Here is a 16,607-nt window from a genome sequence, read left to right as displayed (position 1 = left end):
GTCTATTATATTTTTAAAAAAAATCTCATTCTTACTAGAATGAGATTTTTTTTTTTGATAGAGTAAAAGCTAAATATATTTCTTCAGTTCATCCGCTTGAATATCGCTGTGCGAAGCGTCATAAAGCACCTTTCCTTCTTTTATCAAAAGAAGTTGCGGCGATTGGTGCAAAATTCCAAAGCGGCTTGCAATTTCATTTGAAATAGCTCTAAACTCCAATAAATCTAGAAAATAAGCATCTACCTGATTGTGCAAATCAAATTCATTTTCAAATTGCTTCAATGCAAATCTACTAATACTGCAGCGAGTACTATGCTTAAAGATTAGAACTGGTTTTTCATTTGATAAAGCAATTAATTCATCCAATTGCCCCATCAATTGCAATGGAATCCAATTGACACTGCTAAGCTTTTCTTTTTTTTCATCAGAACTACCAAAAATGGAATTAAATAGGCTCATATTGTCTCTTTTTATGACTTTTTGTCGTTAAATGTTTTAAAAATTAATTAGAAATAGGTCAAAATGTCGTTGATTTTATATTGGAATACCATTTGACGTCTACTCAACAAAATTAACTAATAAATAGTTATTAATCATCAAATCTACCAATCATGAATAGTAATAAATTTACAATCAAATCCCAAGAGGCAATTCAGCACTCACAACAACTGGTGCAAAGTCTAGGGCAACAACAAATAGAAAATGAACACATCTTCAAAGCAATTTTTGAAGTTGATGAAAATGTAGCACCATTTATCTTAAAGAAACTACAAGTAAACGTTCCGCTATTTCTTCAATTATTGGATAGCGTTATAAAGAATTTCCCAAAAGTTTCTGGAGGTGAAATTCAATTGTCTAGAAGTGCCAACACCGCACTCAACGAGGCTGAAATTATTGCTAAGAAAATGAATGATGAATTCGTTGCAATAGAACATTTACTACTTGCAATTTTTAACACAAAAAGTAAAGTAGCGCAAATTTTAAAAGACCAAGGAGTAACTGAAAAAAACTTAAAAGCTGCAATTGATGAATTACGAAAAGGTGAAAGAGTAACCTCTGCTTCCGCAGAAGAAACCTATAACTCTTTGAATAAATATGCAAAAAACCTTAATGATTTAGCAAAAAACAGCAAACTCGATCCTGTTATTGGTCGTGATGAAGAAATTCGTCGCGTACTTCAAATTTTGACTAGAAGAACCAAAAATAATCCTATGCTCGTAGGAGAACCTGGTGTAGGTAAAACCGCTATTGCAGAAGGTCTTGCACATAGAATTGTTGCTGGAGATGTTCCTGAAAATTTAAAGAACAAAATCATTTTCTCACTCGACATGGGTGCTTTAATAGCGGGCGCTAAATATAAAGGTGAATTTGAAGAACGTCTAAAATCTGTGGTCAAAGAAGTGATATCTTCTGAAGGTGATATCGTTTTATTTATCGATGAAATTCATACTCTTGTAGGTGCTGGAGGTGGCGAAGGAGCAATTGATGCCGCTAATATTTTAAAACCTGCATTAGCACGTGGAGAACTACGTGCCATTGGAGCCACAACTTTAGACGAATACCAAAAATACTTTGAAAAAGACAAAGCATTAGAACGTCGTTTTCAGAAAGTAATGGTTGAAGAACCCGATACGGAGAGCGCTATTTCCATCCTTAGAGGTATTAAAGAAAAATATGAAACGCATCATCAAGTACAAATTAAAGACGAAGCAATTATTGCATCAGTAGAATTATCACAACGATACATTACCAATCGTTTTTTACCAGATAAAGCCATTGATTTAATGGACGAAGCCGCTTCTAAACTGCGTATGGAAATCAATTCTAAACCCGAAGAACTTGATGTTTTGGACCGTAAAATAATGCAGCTTGAAATTGAAATTGAAGCAATTAAAAGAGAAAAAGATGAAAGTAAACTAAAAGTTTTGGGCTTAGATTTAGCCAATCTAAAAGATGAACGAAACGAAATTTTTGCCAAATGGAAATCTGAAAAAGACATTGTAGATAGTATTCAATTTACAAAAACTGAAATTGAAAACTTTAAATACGAAGCCGAGCGTGCCGAACGAGAAGGCGATTATGGTAAAGTTGCAGAAATTAGATATGGAAAAATTAAAGAAGCACAAGAGAAATTATCAGAACTTACGCATCAGCTTCAAGAGAATCAATCTGGAGGAACTTCATTAATAAAAGAAGAAGTAACTCGAGAAGATATTGCAGAAGTTGTTGCAAAATGGACAGGCATACCCGTTGTAAAAATGCTCCAAGGTGAAAGAGAAAAACTTTTAAAACTCGAAGATGAATTGCACAAAAGAGTTGTTGGACAAGAAGAAGCCATTGAAGCTGTAAGTGATGCAGTTCGCAGAAGCCGAGCAGGCCTTCAAGATATGAAAAAACCCTTAGGTACTTTTCTTTTCTTGGGAACTACAGGAGTAGGAAAAACAGAATTAGCAAAAGCATTAGCTGAGTATTTATTCGATGATGAAAATGCCATGACTAGAATTGATATGAGTGAATACCAAGAACGTCACAGCGTGAGTAGATTAGTAGGAGCGCCTCCTGGTTATGTAGGATATGACGAAGGTGGACAATTGACAGAAGCTGTTCGTAGAAAACCATATTCAGTCATTTTGTTAGACGAAATCGAAAAGGCGCATCCTGATACGTTCAATATTCTACTTCAAGTGTTAGATGAAGGTCGATTGACAGACAATAAAGGACGTTTGGCTGATTTTAAAAACACAATTATTATCATGACCTCAAATATGGGTAGTCAAATCATTCAAGATAAATTTGAAAACTTAAAAGGAAGTATTGATGCTGCTACAGAAGCTGCTAAAATTGAAGTGTTAGGTTTGCTAAAGCAAACAGTCCGTCCTGAATTTATCAATCGAATTGATGAAATTGTAATGTTCACGCCATTAACAAGTGCAAATATTGCGCAAATTGTAAGCTTTCAATTGAAATCAGTGACAAAAATGTTAGCACAACAAGGCATTGTTATGGATGCTACTCCTGAAGCTATTGTTTACTTGTCCGAAAAAGGATATGACCCACAATTTGGAGCAAGACCTGTAAAACGTGTTATTCAACGTGAAGTTCTCAATGAACTTTCAAAGGAGATTCTATCAGGAAAAATTACTGCTGATAGTATCATTTTAATTGATGCTTTTGATGGTAAATTAGTTTTTAGAAATCAAAGTGAATTAGTTAGTTAATTTCTAATTTATTCGAATACAACCCTTTTAAAAATCAAAAATTTGAAAGGGTTGTTTCTTTAAAATAAGTAAGTAGAAAAAAAATGCCCCAAAAAGCTAAGTTCTTTTTGGGGTATTTTGTTAAAGAATATAACATTCATCAATATGGCAAAATATTTAACCCTAGATGTAGTCAACTAAAATCATAAGAATAAATAAAACTATTTAGAAGCGAAAGAATCGGCATTTTACTTGGAAGAATCCCTCTATTTATGCACTTAGAGACATACAGCTTTATCAGAACAATTTCTTACAAATTACATATATTTGTAAAAAAAAGTTTATGTACAATTCGTTTCAAATTTTTATCCCAGATTACAACAAATTTACACTTTCCATTAACTTGGTATACTATCCACTTTTGGCAGTATTTATCATCTTGTTTTTAAATTTACGATTAGAACCATATCATAGTATTATTAATTTCATATTGATATTTTTTGCAATAATTTACATTTATTTGGTTGCTACAAGAACATTTAGAACTAAACCAATCAAAGGAAAATTAGAAGGATTAATTCTTTTTGAAAAAGAAAGCCTTGTAGTAAATAATATCAGAATTGATATATCTGAAATTCAATCTATTGAACTATCGGTTGGGGATTTTATGGGAGAACTTTATAGATATAATCATCGCAGTCCTAATTTAAATGGAGTAGCTTCAAACGGAACAAATAATTGGATTGAATATTGCTTAAAAAATGGCGTCAATAATAAAATCTTTTTCAGAAAAGAATTTGAGGCGCAACATGAGACAATATATCCATTCTTGAAAACATTAATTAAAAGAAATATCTTAACACTGGAACAAGTACTAACTATTATAGATTTCGAAAGTGAGTATAATATCCAATGTTTTAAGGACTCCTTAAACAAATAATTAATTTGAAATTATAAAAAAACCGAGAACATTTCTTTGCTCCCGGGTTTATAGTATTGATATATTATTTAATGGCTTGCGTTTTCTACATCCAAAGGATGATGTTCATGTTTAAACAAGACCGCAAACGCAATAGCTATAATCAAAGAATAAATAGCAAAAGCTAACCATATTTGATGCCAATCTTTCATCAATAAAGCAGAATCTAACAAACCATCTGCTGTTACTTGCTTGCCTTGTGCCCCAATGAACTCCATCATCTTAGGGTTTGTTGTTTCTGTTTGCAAAAAACCAGCTAAATCAGTAGTGCTTGTAAATGATTTAGTAAAAAACTGGTCTATAGCCCAACCCGATGTAAAACTTCCTAAAATAGCACCAATACCATTAGTCATCATCATAAACAAACCTTGTGCAGAAGAACGATTCTTAGAATCCGTATTGGTTTCAACAAACAACGAACCTGAGATGTTAAAAAAGTCAAAAGCCATTCCGTATACTACACACGATAAAATAATCATCCACAATCCATTCACTGGGTCTCCAAAAGCAAACAAACCAAATCGCAATACCCAAGCCAACATACTAATCAACATTACTTGTTTGATTCCAAAACGCTTTAAAAAGAATGGAATAGCTAAAATAAACAAGGTTTCAGATATTTGAGAAATCGACATAATGATGGTGGAATACTTTACCACAAAAGAATCGGCATATTTTGGAAAGTGCTTGAATTCATCTAAAAACACATCTCCATAAGCATTGGTTAACTGTAAGGCTGCTCCCAAAAACATTGAGAATATAAAAAATAAAGCCATTTTATAATTGGCAAACAATTTAAATGACTCCAATCCCATTAGCTCCATAAAAGAAGCGTTTTCTTTGGTTAAATTCTGTGGTTTGCATTTTGGTAATGAAAAAGCATACAATCCCAATCCAATGGCAGCAACTCCCGCAATATAAAACTGGTAAGCCGATGCTTTATTCCCTGTTAAATTGGTAATCCACATCGCTACAATAAAACCAATGGTTCCAAAAACACGAATCGGTGGAAAATCTTTAACTACATCACAATTGTTTAGTTTTAAAGCATTATATGAAATTGAATTACTCAAAGCAATGGTTGGCATATAACAACACATCGCCAAAAGCATCACATAAATAAAGTTATCAGGAGTAGTAATTTGAGGTAAATAAAATAAAACTAGAGCGTATAAAATGTGTAAAATACCATAAAGTTTTTCAGCATTTACCCAACGGTCTGCAAGAATACCTGTAAGAGTTGGCATAAACAATGAGGCGATTCCCATTGTACTGAAGACTAATCCAAATTGTGTTCCGTCCCAGCTTTTTGTGCCAAACCAAAAATTGGCAATAGTAATGAGCCAAGCTCCCCAAACAAAAAATTGAAGAAAACTCATTATAATCAATCTAATTTTAATTCCCATATTGTTGAATTGAAGTAGTAAATATAAGTAAGCGGTAAATCTACTATTTTAAAAAGAGATTTACAAAACTTAGATGGCTTTAATCACATCATTTACTAAATCTAAAACAATGGTAAATTGTTCTGCTTTACTAAGTTCAGAATTATCAATTTCTATTGCGTCATCAGCAATTACAAGCGGTGAATCCTCCCTGTGTGTATCAATATAATCGCGCTCTTCAACATTTTTAAGCACTTCTTCATAGCTTACTTCGTCTCCTTTTTGTTGCAACTCAGCAAAACGTCTTTGGGCACGAGTGGCTGCGCTTGCAGTCATAAAAATTTTAAGTTCCGCTTCAGGAAAAACTACGGTTCCAATATCACGCCCGTCCATAACGATTCCTTTGTTTTTTCCCATTTCTTGCTGTTGCTCAACCAATTTCGCTCTAACTTCTGAAACCTCGGCCACTTTACTCACATAATTAGACACTTCAATAGTTCTGATTTGAGTTTCTACATTTTCATTGTTCAAATACATTTCAGCAAAGCCTAATGTTTCATTGAATTCAAAAGACAATTGAATAGTAGGAAGCGCTGCTATCAACGCTGATTTATCAAAAGTTGATGAAGTGATGAATCCTTTTTGCATAGCAAAAAACGCAACAGCTCGGTACATTGCTCCTGTATCTACATAAATATATCCTAAATGTTTAGCTAATTGTTTTGCTAAAGTGCTTTTACCTGTAGACGAGAATCCGTCAATAGCGATAGTGATTTTAGTATTCAAAATGAAGGCGATTTTTTGCAATCTTCCCAATGAGAAAATTGCTGATTTTTAATAATGGACAAAGTTAACAAACTCTTATTGCAAGTTCAACGTCAAACCAAACAAACTTGTGTTTGCCGCCAAGGTATATCGAGAGTAGGAATAATTGAATTTTAGTCGGTTCATTTTCAAACCAAAACCAACAGAAATCCCAGAGAAATGACGTTTATCAACTACACGTAATTCTTCTCCACGTCTAAAATTATAACCAAGTCTTACGTTAAAAGCTCTTTTGGGAAACAATTCAACTCCAAAAATAACGTGCCTCAACGCATTATTTACAAAAGAAACTTTCTCCTGGGTCTCGGTTCCATCAATAGACGTTTCTCCTCGAACTGGGTTTGAAAAACCAACATTCCATTGTTGTAAATTTTCTAATGTCAAATGCCATCGAATGGGAACATTGTCTAATTCTTGGGAAACACCAAGTAGCACTTCTAAAGGCAATTTTTCACGAACCCCTGAATAAGTAGTGAATTGTGTCCCTATATTTCTTATCACTAAAGCCCAGTTCACATCGTTGCGTTCATCTATGTAAACCGCACCTATATCCAATGCGCCACCTAATGAATTATAGTTTTCTAAAACAGATGAGATTAGTTTGGCATTGGCACCAATATGTAAACTTGTAAAAGGGATATTATAAGCGTATCCCAAAGAAACCGCTACTTCGCTACCGGTAAAAGAGTTGGTTGCTTGACCATTTTCGTCATAACCTTCAAATTTACCATAATTGATATAATTGATTCCTGCTTGAAAAGTTTGTAGATGCCTATCATAAGTGTACGCATAGGACGCTGTACCATAACTGACTTCTCCGAAATAACTTCCGTAATTGAGCGCCAATTGATTATGCATTTTTGGATTAATCGAAGCTGGATTAAAATGCGCCTGATTGACATCTTCGTCATAAATCGTTACCGTTTTTCCACCCAAAGCAGCTTGACGGGGAGAAGTAACTAAATTCAAAAACTGATAGGTATACCTTCCTCCTATTTGCCCAAAAACAGGCAAACAAAGTAAAATTATGAGTACAACTAAAAACTTTTTGAATACCCTCAAGACGGTGTTTTTTTGATTAACTAGAACGATAAAACGAAGATAAAATTATATCCAATAAAAAAATGCTTTTCTGTATAAAAAAGAAATTCCAAATTCCGAACTTGATAAACAGCTGGAATTTGGAATAACAATAAACCTTAGCTTTATTTTAAATCTTTGGCGTTTTTCACTTTTTGATTTGTAATAGCGATAGCTAAAACTTCACTCATTTCTTTCACATAATGAAACGTAAGTCCTTCTAAATACTCCGATTTAATTTCATCAATATCACTTTTATTTTCGTGACAAAGAATAATTTCTTTGATATTCGCTCTTTTGGCAGCCAATATTTTTTCTTTGATTCCACCTACAGGCAATACTTTACCACGTAAAGTTATTTCGCCAGTCATCGCTAAGTTTTTCTTCACTCGCTTTTGTGTAAACAAGGATACCAAAGAAGTCAACATTGCAATACCCGCACTTGGACCGTCTTTTGGTGTAGCTCCTTCAGGAACGTGCAAGTGAATGTTGTATTTAGAAATGATTTCAGGGTTCAAGCCCAACAACTCAGCGTTAGCTTTGATGTATTCTAAAGCAATCGTAGCCGATTCTTTCATCACATTACCTAAATTCCCAGTAATCGTCATACTTCCTTTACCTGGAGAAATCAATGATTCTATGAATAAAATATCACCACCAACACTAGTCCAAGCCAAACCTGTAACAACTCCTGCTACATCATTGCTTTCATATTTATCGCGCTCCAATCTTGGAACACCTAATACTTTCACGATGTCTTCGTCGGTTACTTTTTTGTTGTACTCCTCCTCCATCGCAACAGATTTCGCGGCATTTCGAACAATTTGAGCAATTTTATTCTCCAAACCACGCACTCCAGATTCTCTAGTGTAACCTTCAATGATTTTTTCTAGTTGTTTTTTTCCAATAGTCAAATCTTTAGAAGTCAAACCGTGAGCCTCAAGTTGTTTAGCAAATAAATGCTTTTTGGCAATTTCAACTTTTTCTTCAATTGTGTATCCCGACATTTTTATCACCTCCATACGGTCACGTAATGCGGGTTGAATAACCGACATATTATTGGAAGTAGCAATAAACATTACTTTAGACAAATCATACCCCATTTCTAGGAAATTATCATAAAAAGCATTGTTTTGTTCAGGATCCAAAACCTCTAACAAAGCCGAAGAAGGATCTCCGTTATGACTACTTGACAATTTATCGATTTCATCTAAAACAAAAACTGGATTAGATGTACCCGCTTTTTTCAAACTTTGAATGATACGCCCAGGCATTGCTCCAATATAGGTTTTTCTGTGACCACGAATTTCTGCTTCGTCACGCAAACCACCCAACGAAATACGAACATATTCTCTTCCTAAAGCTTCTGCAACCGAACGACCAATTGAAGTTTTTCCAACACCCGGAGGTCCTGTTAAACAAATAATTGGAGACTTCATATCATTTCTTAGTTTAAGAACTGCCAAATGCTCTATCATTCGTTTTTTTACTTCCTCTAATCCAAAATGGTCTTTGTCTAAAACTTTTTGAGCGTGTTTTAAATCAAAATTGTCTTTTGAAAACTCTCCCCAAGGAAGGTCTAAAAACATTTCTAAATAGTTTCTTTGAATACCAAAATCTGGAGCTTGAGGATTCATTCTACGCATTTTGGACAACTCTTTTTCGAAGTGTTGTTGCGTTTTTTCGTCCCATTTTTTTGTTTTGGCTTTTTGACTCATTTCGTCCATTTCTTCCTCTTGAGAAACGCCACCCAATTCTTCTTGAATGGTTTTCATCTGTTGGTGCAAGAAATATTCTCTTTGTTGTTGGTCTAAGTCAAAACGAACTTTGGATTGAATATCGTTTTTCAACTCTAACTTTTGCAATTCAACATTCATAAATCGCAAAGTTTCTAACGCACGCTCCTTTAAACCATTAATGGCTAATAAATCTTGTTTTTCTTTTACAGAAAGATTCATATTGGAAGAAACGAAATTGACCAAAAACGATTGACTTTCGATGTTTTTGATAGCAAAAGTGGCTTCGGTTGGAATATTTGGACTTTCTTGAATAATTTTTATTGCCAATTCTTTTATTGAATCGATAATCGCAGAAAATTCTGAGTCATTTTTTCTTGGTCTTTTCTCAGTAACTTCTTTTATGGTAGCTGTTAGATAAGGTTCTTCAGCTACAACTTCGTCGATTTCGAAACGCTTTTTACCTTGCAGAATTACGGTAACATTACCGTCAGGCATTTTTAAAACACGTAAAATTTTGGCAACAGTACCAATTTTATTGATATCGTTTTTAGAAGGGTCTTCGTCAGCTTCGTTGATTTGAGCCACAACTCCAATAACTTTTCCTGAAGCATTGGCATCATTGATTAATTTAATGGATTTATCTCTTCCTGCAGAAATTGGAATCACTACTCCAGGAAACAAAACGGTGTTGCGCAAAGGCAAAATTGGTAATGTCTCTGGCAATAGTTCGTTGTTCATTTCCTCTTCATCCTCGGGAGTTAAAAGCGGAATTAAATCTGATTCGGAATCAAATTCTTGAAGTGACAAGTTGTCAATTGTAAGTATTTTGTGATTTGACATATCGTTATTAAGTCATTTTGTCATTAAATGAAAAGTCATTCAATGCAAAGTTAATGATTTATACTTTTTATTTATCTGGAATTCAATACTTATGCCGTTTGGCGTTGTATTATTCACACTAGCAAAGACAATCTTTGTGCCAGAGCTTTTAAAACGAAAAAGGTTAAGGTATATTTTACAGTTTGCCAGCAAAAGAAAAACAATACTAACTGCTAGCCCCGATGGTAGTGGCATCCTTTGCTTTTTTTCTTTATAAAAGCAAAGATAGAACGAACAGCGGGACTATGTCTACAAAAAAGCCAAATCTTTCTGCTCCAAAAGAAAAGAACGAAATTGAAAATGAAGCTTTTCGTCCTAAATAGCTTTATTTTGATACCTTTAAATATATTTTTTTTTCAAAAACTGTAACACTACAAAAAAAGGAACGTCTTTCATTAAAACGATTACTAGCTACTTGTCATATCAACAATTACATATCGAAGAATTGGTAACACTTTGCCAAAAACAAAACCAAAAGGCTCAATTTGAAGTCTACAATAGGTATTGTAAAGCAATGTATAATGTCGCTTTTCGAATTGTAAAAGATGAACATTTTGCCGAAGATGTGATGCAAGAGAGTTTTTTGAAAGCTTTTACTAAGATAGATTCTTATAAAAAAGAAGTTGCTTTTGGCGCGTGGCTAAAACGAATCGTTATTAATTACAGCATTGATTTTTGCAAAAAAAACAATAAGCTAAAAGCAGATGATTTTGAAAAAAACCTACACAAAGTTGAAGATAAAGAAGCTGAATTTACTGAAGAAATAAACTTTGACGAGATTAAAGTCAAACAAATTTTGAGTGCAATTCAATCTTTAAAAACAAACTATAGCACGGTTTTGACTTTATTTTATATTGAAGGTTACGACCAAGAAGAAATAAGCGAAATCCTAAAAATAAGCTACGCGAATTGCAGAACAACTTTGAGTAGAGCCAAAGAAAGTTTAAGAAATAAATTATGCGAAATATGAGAAATGAAGAGGAAAAATTAGAGCAATTATTTGCAAAATTCGATTCAGATTGGGATGTTGTTGAATTACCCAAAAATCACGAGAATCGATTTATGGATAAATTGAGCAATAAAGCGATTAAGAATAGAAAACGAAATTTATACACTACGATTTCTATTGCGGCAACAGTGTTAGTAATGTTTAGTTTGTCATTCTTTTTTAAACCTGAGGCAAAAACGAACAAGCTCACTTTTGCTTCAAAAGAAACCAAACAAACGGATTCGATTTTTAATGTTCTTATTAAAAATGAACTGAACAAACTCAAGGAAAAAGAATCTCCTCAGAATCAAAAAATTATTGCTGATGCTCTACAGCAAATGAAGGTCTTGGATAATGATTATCAAAAAATCATTAAAGAGATTGCTAGAAATGGAGAAAACAAGCAAATTATTTATGCGATGATTAGCAATTTGCAAACTCGAATTTCATTTCTGCAAAATGTATTAAACCAAATAGAAACAACAGAACAACTTAATATTCGGAATGATGAAAAAACTTTATAAAACAATTATTGTATTGCTGCTTTCACCAATTATTGGTTTTGCGAATGATGATGCAATAATCACAAAACAAAAAAATATTAAGAAAGCATTTATTGTAAACGCTGATGCTGGTATTAACATCACCAATTCATACGGGACGGTATTTGTTACAACTTGGGATGAAGACAAAATTGAGCTTGATATTTTAATAAAAGTAAGTGGTGATAGCGAAAACTGGGTTAACCAGCGCTTAAACGACATAACAGTTGACATTATTGGACTAAAATCACTAGTTACTGCAAAAACGCAAATCGAAAACAACAATTATCGCTCAAAAGGAAGAAATAACAGTTTTGAGATTAATTATGTTATCAAAATTCCAAAAAATGGTAGCGTAACGATTGATAACAAATACGGAAACATCTCCACCACCGATTTGAACGCTGCTACAAATATCCTTTGTAAATATGGAAAAATTACTATGGGAAGATTGAATAGCAATAAAAACAACATCACTATAGAATATTGCTCCAACTCCAGCATTTCTTATTTAAAAAATGGCTACATTACAGGTCGTTACTCAGGACTTAGTATTGATGCCCTTTCGAAAATAGATTTAATTTCTGACTACACAGACACTACGATTGGCGATGCAGGCGATGTAAAATATACCAGCAAGTATGGAACAGTGAAAATCAAAGAAGTGAATTCGCTTGAAGGAATCGGGAACTATTTGACCATTAAAGTGGGAACTTTGAACAATCAGCTAAAATTACAAACCAAATACAGCAGTGTAGATGTTGGATTAGTGCAAGCCAAGGCCAATTCGATTGCTATCAATGCTGGATATACTGGAGTAAAAGTAGGTTTTAGCCCCAATTATGCTTTCGATTTTGATGTAACCCTTCGTTATGCCGACTTCAGATACGATAGCGATTTTGAATTATTAAACAAAGCTGAGACCAATTATACCAAAAATTTTAATGGCTATTACAAGAAAAAAGGAATGAATACGGTTGTAATAACCTCTGAATACGGAAATGTCGCATTAACCAAAAAACTATAACTATAAAAAAACAATACTTATGAAAAGTCTATCTATTGCGAGTGTTTTATTGCTGTCTTTTAGCTCTTTCCTATCCTATGGACAATGGAATATGGGAAAACAAATTAAAGGTAACGGGAATGTGATTACAGAAACCCGAACTACTACAAGTTATGAATCCATAAAAGTTTCTGGCTTTTTTGATGTGGATTTAGTATCTGGAAAAGAAGGTAGTATCACCATCAAAGGAGAACAAAATATTTTGGATTATATTGATGTAGAAGTAGTAGATAATGTCTTAAAAATTGGAACTGAGAAAGGATACAACTTTAAATTATCTCCAGGAAAATCAGTTCATATTACCATTCCTTTTGAATCCATTAATGGTTTAGTATTAAGCGGTTCAGGCGATATTGTTAGTAAAGATGTTATCAAAACTGATGCTTTCGACGCCAAACTTTCTGGTTCTGGTGATTTAAAACTAGCTGTAGATGCTCAAAAATTCAATATGAGTTTGAGCGGTTCTGGAGACATCGTTTTAAGCGGAACTGCCGATGACTTCTCTAGCAGTATTTCAGGTTCAGGAGACATTAATGCTTCCAATTTAAAATCAAAAACAGCCTCAATCAGCATTTCAGGTTCTGGTGACACTAAAGTAAGTTGCTCTGAAAGCCTTTATGCAAGAGTATCTGGTTCAGGCGATATCGTTTATTTTGGAAATCCAGCCAAAAAAGACACTAAAGTGAATGGCTCAGGTGAGATTTCTAAAGGTTAATTATTTTTGTTTTTAGTCACTAAAAGCGTCTTTATTAAAGACGCTTTTTTTAATGGTACACGTTTTAATAAAAGAACCGCGATGAAAAAGAATAAAGCCAAAAAAACAATCGCAAATCTTGGACTTCCAGTCACTTGGTCGATTATACCATACACGCACATTCCGATTACGATACCTACTTTTTCAGCCACATCATAAAAACTAAAAAAGGAAGCGGTATCGGTAGTTTCTGGTAAATATTTTGAATAAGTTGAACGTGATAAGGCCTGAATTCCTCCCATTACTAAGCCTACAAAAGCAGCCATAATATAGAATTGGTCAGGAGAAGTAATTATAAAAGCACCAATACAAAGTAATAGCCAGAAACTGTTAATCACAATCAAGGTCTTGATATTTCCGAATTTTTCAGAAGCTTTTGATGTCAAATAAGCACCAAGAACTGCAACCAATTGAATTAACAGAATGCATATAATCAATCCTGTAGTGCTGTCTTCCTTCGTTTTCCATTCGATTTCTTGAGCACCAAAATAAGTAGCGACCAACATTACTGTTTGCACCGCCATACTTGAAACGAAAAATCCATACAAATAACGTTTCAACGGCAAATTTTCACTCAGAATAAGCCATACTTTTTTTAGCTCTTTGAATCCATTGAAAATAATATCTTTATTTATAGCTTCTCCAGTTTTTTTATTTCCTTTAGGCAAAAAATAGTAAGTATACTGACTGAATAAAATCCACCAAACTCCAACCATCACAAACGAGTAGCGCATTGCTTTCATTGCAGCTTCACCATCAGTCCCTGTGATTCCAAATAATTTTGGCTTCATAATCATTGCCAAATTGATAATCAATAAAATCACACTACCTATGTATCCTAAAGAGTAACCTTTAGCACTAATCGCATCTTGTTGTTCAGTAAAAGCAATATCTGGTAAATAGGAATTATAAAAAACCAAACTTCCCCAATACCCTAGTAATCCAAGAAAATAAAATAATAACCCACTGTAAATTGAATCTAAATCAAACCAATACAATCCCATACAAGACAAAGCTCCTAGGTAGCAAAAAAACTTCATAAAGCTTTTTTTATTCCCCACATAATCTGCAATTCCAGATAACAAAGGAGACATAAAAGCCACTACCAAAAAAGCTAAAGCCGTAATAAAACTTATCAAAGCTGAGTTTTTTAAATGCATTCCAAAAACGTCAATATAGTGACTCTTATCGGTAAACAAAGCCTCATAAAATATTGGAAAAACAGCCGATGCAATGGTTAAAGTATATACCGAATTTGCCCAATCATAGAAAGCCCAAGCATTCAGTAATTTTTTATCTCCTTTAGGTAAGTTTGCCATATGTTTTTGATTGTTTTTAAGTAATGTAAAAATATCTTTTTTCTTCAATTAAGAAAATAAAACCGCTTTAAATTATAGTCAAAAAAAAAACCAAGCTGAAACTTGGCTTTTTAATCTATTCCTAAATATTCAATTTAATATACCTTTCCGAATTTAGCTGCAATGGCTTTTGCTTCTGGTACAAGATTTTGTAAGTTAGCAACTCTCGTCGCATCTGAAGGGTGAGTACTCATAAACTCTGGTTGTGATTTTCCACCAGATTGTGCTGCCATTCGTTTCCAAAAAGCAATTGCTTCTTGTGGATTATAACCCGCTATTGCCATTAAAGTCAAACCAATTTTATCAGCCTCACTCTCATGTCCTCGGCTAAAGGGAAGCATTACTCCTACTTGAGAACCAACTCCGTATAATTGTTGCCACATATACTGACTTTCTGCCGATTGACCTCCAGTTAAAACCGCTAATCCAACAGCTCCAACACCTTGCAACTTAGCAGCACTCATACGTTGTGCACCATGATTGGCTAATGCATGAGAAACTTCATGAGCCATAACGGTAGCTAATCCAGCATCGTCTTTTGTTACAGGCAAAATACCTGTGTAAACAACAATCTTTCCGCCAGGTAAGCACCATGCATTTACATCCTTACTATCTACCAACTTATATTCCCAACGATAATCATTTAAATATTGATTCTGACCAATAGAGGTTAAATATTTCTCAGCAGCTTCTTTTATTTTGATACCAATATTTTCAACCCTTTTGGCATCTGCGGTACCTTGGATTACTTTATTTTCTTTCAAGAATTGACCGTATTGCTGAAATGAAGCTGGAAACAACTCGCTATTGGAAACAAGATTCAAAGTTTTTTTTCCAGTCATTGGATTAGTAGCGCACGATAAAAAAAACATCATACTTAAAAACGTAATAAAACCGAAACAATTTCTCATATATCATTTTTTAAATTAAGTAAATACATCAATTTCTATTTCCTTTTTATTTAAGGCTTAAGTTATTATTTTTTTTCTAAAACTTAAACTTAAGCATAAAGTATAATACAAATTTAGACTATCAAATTATAGTAAGCCAAAAAGTCTCATTCCAAGAATGAAATGAGACTTTTTTGTAACTAAAATTGATTCAAATTATTATCAAATATTGATAAAATAAATCAATTTTTATTTATTTCCTTTTTCAAAATCAGCAACAAATTGCGCTAATCCAATATCAGTCAAAGGGTGTTTTAATAAACCGTAAATAGCAGAAAGTGGACCAGTCATAACATCAGCACCAATTTTAGCACAGTTCACAATATGCATAGTATGACGAACTGAAGCAGCCAAAATTTGAGTTTCGTATCCGTAGTTATCATAAACCAAACGAATTTCTTCAATCAAATTCAATCCATCAGTAGAAACATCATCTAAGCGACCAACGAAAGGAGAAACATAAGTAGCTCCAGCTTTTGCAGCCAAAATTGCTTGCCCAACAGAGAAAACAAGAGTAACATTTGTTTTGATACCTTTATCAGAAAAGTATTTTGCTGCCATTACACCTTCTTTGGTCATTGGTAATTTTACGACAATTTGCTCGTGCAATTCAGCTAATTCTTCACCTTCTTTAATCATTCCATCATAATCCAAGGCATTTACTTCAGCACTAACATCGCCTTCAACTAGATTGCAAATATCTACGTAATGCTTTAAGATGTTGTTTTTCCCAGTAATTCCCTCTTTCGCCATTAAAGATGGATTGGTAGTTACTCCATCCAAAACTCCTAATGCTTGAGCTTCTTTAATTTGACTTAAATTAGCTGTGTCAATAAAAAATTTCATAATTGATTTATATTTAATT

General features: G+C 33.5%; 14 protein-coding genes. 6 read left to right on the top strand and 8 right to left on the bottom strand.

What is annotated here, in order from left to right:
- Positions 1 to 69 precede the first annotated feature (69 nt).
- Positions 70 to 459, bottom strand: a complete 390-nt coding sequence (gene ytxJ, locus FLAVO9AF_RS03865) for a bacillithiol system redox-active protein YtxJ (RefSeq protein WP_159684568.1) — start codon at positions 457 to 459, stop codon at positions 70 to 72.
- Between the two features lie 152 nt (positions 460 to 611).
- On the opposite strand from ytxJ, the gene clpB reads away from it, so the two are divergent.
- The gene (gene clpB / locus FLAVO9AF_RS03860) at positions 612 to 3,218 is read left to right on the top strand and encodes an ATP-dependent chaperone ClpB (RefSeq protein ID WP_159684564.1); all 2,607 of its coding nucleotides are present in this window, start codon (positions 612 to 614) and stop codon (positions 3,216 to 3,218) included.
- Positions 3,219 to 3,717: 499 nt separating this feature from the next.
- Positions 3,718 to 4,137, top strand: a complete 420-nt coding sequence (locus tag FLAVO9AF_RS03855; protein ID WP_236552270.1) for a hypothetical protein — start codon at positions 3,718 to 3,720, stop codon at positions 4,135 to 4,137.
- Between the two features lie 68 nt (positions 4,138 to 4,205).
- Here the strand turns inward: FLAVO9AF_RS03855 and FLAVO9AF_RS03850 are convergent, their stop codons facing one another.
- The 4 genes from FLAVO9AF_RS03850 to lon all read right to left on the bottom strand — a co-directional run bounded on the left by FLAVO9AF_RS03850 (position 4,206) and on the right by lon (position 10,045).
- The gene (locus FLAVO9AF_RS03850) at positions 4,206 to 5,582 is read right to left on the bottom strand and encodes a nucleoside permease (protein WP_159684558.1); all 1,377 of its coding nucleotides are present in this window, start codon (positions 5,580 to 5,582) and stop codon (positions 4,206 to 4,208) included.
- Positions 5,583 to 5,651: 69 nt separating this feature from the next.
- Positions 5,652 to 6,347, bottom strand: a complete 696-nt coding sequence (gene cmk / locus FLAVO9AF_RS03845) for a (d)CMP kinase (RefSeq protein WP_159684554.1) — start codon at positions 6,345 to 6,347, stop codon at positions 5,652 to 5,654.
- A 75-nt stretch (positions 6,348 to 6,422) separates the two neighbouring features.
- On the bottom strand, positions 6,423 to 7,448 hold the full coding sequence (porQ, locus tag FLAVO9AF_RS03840) for a type IX secretion system protein PorQ (RefSeq protein WP_159684549.1): 1,026 nt from the start codon (positions 7,446 to 7,448) through the stop codon (positions 6,423 to 6,425).
- 143 nt (positions 7,449 to 7,591) lie between these two features.
- A complete protein-coding gene (gene lon, locus FLAVO9AF_RS03835; RefSeq protein WP_159684546.1) occupies positions 7,592 to 10,045 on the bottom strand; it encodes an endopeptidase La in 2,454 nt (817 codons plus the stop codon).
- A 454-nt stretch (positions 10,046 to 10,499) separates the two neighbouring features.
- Here lon and FLAVO9AF_RS03830 point away from each other — a divergent pair, with 454 nt between their 5' ends.
- The 4 genes from FLAVO9AF_RS03830 to FLAVO9AF_RS03815 are packed head-to-tail and all read left to right on the top strand — an operon-like array spanning position 10,500 to position 13,395.
- Complete coding sequence (locus FLAVO9AF_RS03830; RefSeq protein WP_159684543.1) at positions 10,500 to 11,054, top strand: RNA polymerase sigma factor; 555 nt, start codon at positions 10,500 to 10,502, stop codon at positions 11,052 to 11,054.
- Positions 11,051 to 11,596, top strand: a complete 546-nt coding sequence (locus tag FLAVO9AF_RS03825; protein ID WP_159684540.1) for an anti-sigma factor — start codon at positions 11,051 to 11,053, stop codon at positions 11,594 to 11,596. The genes FLAVO9AF_RS03830 and FLAVO9AF_RS03825 overlap by 4 nt, the downstream gene beginning before the upstream one ends.
- A complete protein-coding gene (locus FLAVO9AF_RS03820) occupies positions 11,577 to 12,641 on the top strand; it encodes a hypothetical protein (protein ID WP_236552269.1) in 1,065 nt (354 codons plus the stop codon). The genes FLAVO9AF_RS03825 and FLAVO9AF_RS03820 overlap by 20 nt, the downstream gene beginning before the upstream one ends.
- A gap of 19 nt (positions 12,642 to 12,660) precedes the next feature.
- Positions 12,661 to 13,395, top strand: a complete 735-nt coding sequence (locus FLAVO9AF_RS03815; protein ID WP_159684534.1) for a head GIN domain-containing protein — start codon at positions 12,661 to 12,663, stop codon at positions 13,393 to 13,395.
- On the opposite strand, the gene FLAVO9AF_RS03810 is transcribed toward FLAVO9AF_RS03815, so the two are convergent.
- From FLAVO9AF_RS03810 to fsa, 3 genes are all read right to left on the bottom strand, one after another.
- Positions 13,392 to 14,753 carry an MFS transporter gene (locus FLAVO9AF_RS03810; RefSeq protein WP_159684531.1) on the bottom strand — a complete coding sequence of 454 codons (1,362 nt, stop codon included), beginning with the start codon at positions 14,751 to 14,753 and terminating at the stop codon, positions 13,392 to 13,394. The two genes, FLAVO9AF_RS03815 and FLAVO9AF_RS03810, sit on opposite strands and share 4 nt — an antisense overlap.
- 134 nt (positions 14,754 to 14,887) lie before the next feature.
- Positions 14,888 to 15,703: a M48 family metallopeptidase gene (locus tag FLAVO9AF_RS03805; RefSeq protein WP_159684528.1), complete on the bottom strand. Its 816-nt coding sequence runs from the start codon at positions 15,701 to 15,703 to the stop codon at positions 14,888 to 14,890.
- A 228-nt stretch (positions 15,704 to 15,931) separates the two neighbouring features.
- A complete protein-coding gene (fsa, locus tag FLAVO9AF_RS03800) occupies positions 15,932 to 16,588 on the bottom strand; it encodes a fructose-6-phosphate aldolase (protein WP_159684525.1) in 657 nt (218 codons plus the stop codon).
- Positions 16,589 to 16,607 lie beyond the last annotated feature (19 nt).

It is taken from the genome of Flavobacterium sp. 9R, from assembly GCF_902506345.1.
Classification (GTDB): Bacteria; Bacteroidota; Bacteroidia; order Flavobacteriales; family Flavobacteriaceae; genus Flavobacterium.
The sequence above is the reverse complement of the archived record's forward strand: the minus strand, read 5'-3'. Positions and strand labels throughout refer to the sequence as shown.

What these genes read in the sequence shown, in the direction of transcription:
- ytxJ (WP_159684568.1), bottom strand. Translation starts at nt 459, where the DNA reads ATGAGCCTATTTAATTCCATTTTTGGTAGTTCTGATGAAAAAAAAGAA.
- FLAVO9AF_RS03850 (WP_159684558.1), bottom strand. Translation starts at nt 5,582, where the DNA reads ATGGGAATTAAAATTAGATTGATTATAATGAGTTTTCTTCAATTTTTT.
- FLAVO9AF_RS03805 (WP_159684528.1), bottom strand. Translation starts at nt 15,703, where the DNA reads ATGAGAAATTGTTTCGGTTTTATTACGTTTTTAAGTATGATGTTTTTT.
- FLAVO9AF_RS03810 (WP_159684531.1), bottom strand. Translation starts at nt 14,753, where the DNA reads ATGGCAAACTTACCTAAAGGAGATAAAAAATTACTGAATGCTTGGGCT.
- fsa (WP_159684525.1), bottom strand. Translation starts at nt 16,588, where the DNA reads ATGAAATTTTTTATTGACACAGCTAATTTAAGTCAAATTAAAGAAGCT.
- lon (WP_159684546.1), bottom strand. Translation starts at nt 10,045, where the DNA reads ATGTCAAATCACAAAATACTTACAATTGACAACTTGTCACTTCAAGAA.
- FLAVO9AF_RS03825 (WP_159684540.1), top strand. Translation starts at nt 11,051, where the DNA reads ATGAGAAATGAAGAGGAAAAATTAGAGCAATTATTTGCAAAATTCGAT.
- FLAVO9AF_RS03815 (WP_159684534.1), top strand. Translation starts at nt 12,661, where the DNA reads ATGAAAAGTCTATCTATTGCGAGTGTTTTATTGCTGTCTTTTAGCTCT.
- clpB (WP_159684564.1), top strand. Translation starts at nt 612, where the DNA reads ATGAATAGTAATAAATTTACAATCAAATCCCAAGAGGCAATTCAGCAC.
- FLAVO9AF_RS03820 (WP_236552269.1), top strand. Translation starts at nt 11,577, where the DNA reads ATGATGAAAAAACTTTATAAAACAATTATTGTATTGCTGCTTTCACCA.